General features: G+C 72.2%; 3 protein-coding genes and 1 pseudogene. 1 reads left to right on the top strand and 3 read right to left on the bottom strand.

Annotated elements, in window-relative coordinates:
* From H5J30_RS37810 to clsA, 3 genes and pseudogenes are all read right to left on the bottom strand, one after another.
* Positions 1–114 (bottom strand): annotated as a pseudogene (locus H5J30_RS37810) (DUF881 domain-containing protein); the annotation flags it as partial.
* Positions 115–186: 72 nt separating this feature from the next.
* Entirely contained in the window at positions 187–2,682 is a 2,496-nt protein-coding gene (locus H5J30_RS18620) for a mannose-1-phosphate guanyltransferase (protein WP_181788547.1), read from the bottom strand.
* Positions 2,683–2,729: 47 nt separating this feature from the next.
* Positions 2,730–3,350: a cardiolipin synthase ClsA gene (gene clsA, locus H5J30_RS18615; protein ID WP_181788546.1), complete on the bottom strand. Its 621-nt coding sequence runs from the start codon at positions 3,348–3,350 to the stop codon at positions 2,730–2,732.
* 555 nt (positions 3,351–3,905) lie between these two features.
* Here clsA and H5J30_RS18610 point away from each other — a divergent pair.
* On the top strand, positions 3,906–4,579 hold a 674-nt coding region (locus tag H5J30_RS18610; protein WP_258563396.1), incomplete at its 3' end, for a PEP-utilizing enzyme.

Raw genomic sequence — 4,579 nt, 5'->3', positions numbered from 1 at the left:
CCCGTCGTCCAGGCTGTGGTCCATCAGCCGGGTCAGCAGCGACATGGAGGCGTCCGGACGGGGGCGTGCCGAGGCGCTGCTCCGTTCGGGGGGCTGCTGCGGCATGCCGGACATCGTTGCACGCCGGGAGCCCTTATGGTGCCGCGACCCCTGGGTTGGGTGAACTCTCGCTCCGCTGTGCCCGCGTCAGTCGGCGCTCCCGTCGACGACCGCCGCCCACTCGTCGAGCAGGGCTTCGGCGGACGCCTGGTCGGGGCCCTCGGCCCACAGGTGCGTGACCGCCTCGGCGCGGTCCGGCAGCACCAGCACCCAGCGGCCGTCGGCCTCCACGACGCGGACGCCGTCGGTGGTGTCGACGTCCCGGGAGCCCGCGGCCTCCACCACCCGGCGCATGACCATGCCCTTGACCGCCCACGGCGTGGCCAGGTCGCGGCCGAGCACGTACGCCTGCGGGATGCGGGCGTCGATCTGGCTGAGGGTGAGCTGCGTGCGTGCGACCAGGCCGGTGAGCCGGGCGAAGGCGGCGGCGCCGTCGAAGACGGAGGAGAACTCCGGGACGATGAAGCCGCCGCGGCCGTCGCCGCCGAAGACCGTGCCGTCCATCCGCGCCACCCGGGCCAGGTCGTCGGGCGACGTGGTCGTCCACTCCACCTGTGTGCCGTGGTACGCGGCCACCTGCTCGGCGATACGCGTCGTCGTCACCGGCATCGCCACCCGGCCGCTGCGCCGCTCCGCCGCGACCAGGTCCAGCATGACGAGCAGCGCCCGGTCGTCCTCGACGATCCGGCCCTTCTCGTCGACCAGCGAGATGCGCTCGCCGACGGGGTCGAAGCGCACGCCGAACGCGGCGCGCGCGGAGGAGACGATCTCGCCGAGGCGCACGAGGCCGGCGCGGCGCGACTGCGGCGTCTCCGTCGGGCGGGACTCGTCCAGGCCGGGGTTGATGGTCAGGGCGTCCACGCCGAGCCGGCCGAGGAGGCTCGGGAGCACCAGGCCGGCGCTGCCGTGGGAGGCGTCGACGACGACCTTCAGGCCGGCCTCGGCCATGCCGGCGGTGTCCACGGCGCGCAGCAGCGAGCCGGTGTAGGAGTCGAAGACGCTGCCGGGGAACCTCAGGTCGCCGATCTCGCCGGGGAACGCGCGGCGGTACTCCTGGCGGGCGTAGACGCGGTCGAGCTTGCGCTGCGCGGCCTGGGAGAGGTCGGCGCCGCGCTCGTCGAGGAACATGATGTCGACGGAGTCCTGCACACCGGGGGTGGTGCGGACCATGATGCCGCCGGCGCTGCCGCGCGCGGTCTGCTGCCGGGCCACGGGCAGCGGCACGTTCTCCAGGTCCCGTACGTCTATGGCGCTGGCCTGGAGCGCGGAGATCACCGCGCGCTTGAGCGCCCGGGCGCCGCGGGAGTGGTCGCGGGCGGTGGTGACGCTGGAGCCCTTCTTCAGAGTGGTGGCGTACGCGCCGGCCAGCCGGACGGCCAGCTCGGGGGTGATCTCGACGTTGAGGATGCCGGAGACGCCGCGGGCGCCGAAGAGGTGGGCCTGGCCGCGCGACTCCCAGATCACCGAGGTGTTGACGAACGCGCCCGCTTCGATGGTCTTGAAGGGGTAGACCCGCACATTGCCCTGGATGATCGATTCTTCGCCGACCAGGCACTCGTCGCCGATGACCGCGCCGTCCTCGATCCGCGCGGCGCGCATGATGTCGGTGTTCTTGCCGATGACGCAGCCGCGGAGGTTGGTGTGGCCGCCGATGTAGACGTTGTCGTGGACGACGGCGCGGTGCAGGAACGCGCCCTGCTTGACGACGACGTTGGAGCCGAGCACCGAGTGCTCGCGGACCTCGGCGCCCTGCTCGACCTTGGCGTAGTCGCCGATGTAGAGCGGGCCGCGCAGGACGGCTTCGGGGTGCACCTCGGCGCCCTCGGCGATCCAGACGCCGGGCGAGATCTCGAAGCCGTCGAGGTCGAGGTCGACCTTGCCCTCCAGCACGTCGGCCTGCGCCTTGACGTAGCTCTCGTGGGTGCCTACGTCCTCCCAGTAGCCCTCCGCCACGTAGCCGTAGATGGGCTTGCCGTCCTTCATCAGCTGCGGGAAGACGTCACCGGACCAGTCGACCGAGGTGTCCGCCTCGACGTAGTCGAAGACCTCCGGCTCCATCACGTAGATGCCGGTGTTGACGGTGTCGGAGAAGACCTGGCCCCAGGTGGGCTTCTCCAGGAACCGCTCGACCTTGCCCTCCTCGTCGACGATGGTGATGCCGAACTCCAGCGGGTTGGGGACCCGGGTGAGGCAGACGGTGACCAGCGCGCCCTTCTCGCGGTGGAACGCGATCAGGTCGGTGAGGTCGAAGTCGGTGAGCGCGTCGCCGGAGATGACCAGGAACGAGTCGTCCTTCAGCGCCTCCTCGGCGTTCTTCACGCTGCCCGCGGTGCCCAGCGGACGGTCCTCGTTGGCGTACGAGAGCTCCATGCCCAGCTCTTCGCCGTCCCCGAAGTAGTTCCGCACCAGGGAGGCGAGGAACTGGACGGTCACCACCGTCTCCGTCAGCCCGTGGCGTTTGAGCAACCGCAGGACGTGCTCCATGATCGGCCGGTTCACCACCGGCAGCAGGGGCTTGGGCATGCTCGCGGTCATGGGGCGCAGGCGGGTGCCTTCGCCCCCAGCCATCACGACGGCCTTCATATCGGAAGCGTCCTCCTTGGGCGTGAGACGGCGATGCCGGCTGCCGCCTAGTCGGGGGTGGTGTCCGCGCGGGCGTCCCCTCGGATGAGACGGCGCACCTGAACGAGGTAGAGGCCGCCGGCCCACCAGTACAGCGCTGTACCCCAGCCGGCGAACGCCCATCCGAAAATAGCAGAGAGTGACGACACCCATCCACTTGCGTCACTGAGGAGGAGCAACGGGAAGGCGTACATCAGACAGAAGGTGGCGGACTTGCCCAGGAAGTTCACCTGCGGCGGCGGGTAGCCGTGGCGGCCGAGCATCCAGACGGCCGCGCCGACGATCGCGTCGCGGGACAGCAGCAGGACGGTCAGCCACAGCGGCAGGATCTCCCGCCAGGTCAGGCCGACGAGCGTGGCCAGGATGTAGAGCCGGTCGGCGGCCGGGTCGAGGATGCGGCCCAGGTTCGAGACCTGGTTCCAGCGCCGGGCGAGCTTGCCGTCGAGATAGTCGCTGACGCCGCTGAACAGGAGGATCGCCAGCGCCCAGCCGTCGGCGTTGGGGCCACCGAACTCGGGCCAAAGGATGAGCCACAGGAAGACGGGAACCAGGACGAGGCGGGACATGCTGAGGAGGTTGGGGACGGTGAAGATCCGGTCCTTCGAAGTCTCCGTCGCCTGGACCTCCACCCGCGTGCCTCCCCGTCCGTTCCCGCCGGTCCCGCCAGACGCGCCGACGATGCGCTCCGACCCTACCCGCAGGCGGGAACGGGCCTGCGCGCAGGCCGGTTCGGGGGCGGGCGCGACGGGCGGTGCGGAGGGGGATGCGGGGGGCTGTTCCGGGGATCGCGCGGGGGCCGGTCCGGGGGCCGGGGGGCCGCTCGGTCCGGTCGGGTCCACTCGGCGCGGAATGGCTCGTTCCGATTGGTTACGCTTCAGGAGCGGCGCGGCCCCCGCGGACACGGGCGGCGCCGACCCCCCGCTGTGTTCTGGAGGCCCCGGCATGACTCAAGTCTCGTCCCCGCTCACCGGCCGCGCCATCGGGCTCGCCGGTGGTGGCGCTCGACGCCGGTGCGGACGCGCTGTCCGCGGTGGCGGAGGACGGGGAGATCAAGGCCGGCGAGGCGCTGTTCACCTGGGAGTGACGAGCCGGCGACGGCCGTCCGGCGGGCCCCGGTGCTGCGGCCCGTGCGCGTACGACAGCCGCGGCGGGACGCCGCCGCGCACTTGCGGAAGACTGGTGACATGGAGACGACGACTCTGCGAGGCGTCGGCGTGAGCCACGGGGTGGCGATCGGCGAGGCACGGCACATGGGCACGGCGGTGCTCGAACCGCCGGCGAAGCAGATTCCCGCGGCGGAGGCACCGCGCGAGCAGGAGCGGGTGCGCAAGGCCGTGGAGGCGGTTGCCGCCGACCTGGTGGCGCGCGGCAACCTGGCCGGCGGCGAGGCGCAGGCGGTGCTGGAAGCACAGGCCATGATCGCGCAGGACCCGGAGCTGGCGGCGGACGTGGAGCGGCGGATCGCGGTCGGCTCCTCGGCCGAGCGCGCGGCGTACGACGCCTTCGCGGCCTACCGCGAACTGCTCGCCGGCGCCGGGGAGTACATGGCCGGGCGGGTCGCCGACCTGGACGACGTGCGCAACCGGATCGTGGCCCGGCTGCTCGGCGTACCGATGCCGGGGGTGCCGGACAGCGACGAGCCGTACGTGCTGATCGCCCGCGATCTGGCGCCCGCCGACACCGCCCTCCTCGACCCCTCGCTCGTCCTCGGCTTCGTCACCGAGGAGGGCGGGCCGACGAGCCACAGCGCGATCCTCGCCCGTGCGCTCGGCGTGCCGGCGGTGGTGGCGCTGCCGGGCGCCGGGGAACTGGCCGAGGGGACGGTCGTCGCCGTCGACGGCTCGACCGGCGAGGTGTT

The sequence above is a fragment of the Streptomyces phytophilus genome (assembly GCF_013870535.1).
GTDB classification, from domain to species: Bacteria; Actinomycetota; Actinomycetes; order Streptomycetales; family Streptomycetaceae; genus Streptomyces; species Streptomyces phytophilus.
Note: the sequence above shows the minus strand (reverse complement) of the source record. Positions and strands in the feature narration are given on the sequence as shown.

Excerpts from the sequence above, each read along its gene's own strand:
- H5J30_RS18620 (WP_181788547.1), bottom strand. The coding sequence starts at position 2,682 with ATGAAGGCCGTCGTGATGGCTGGGGGCGAAGGCACCCGCCTGCGCCCC.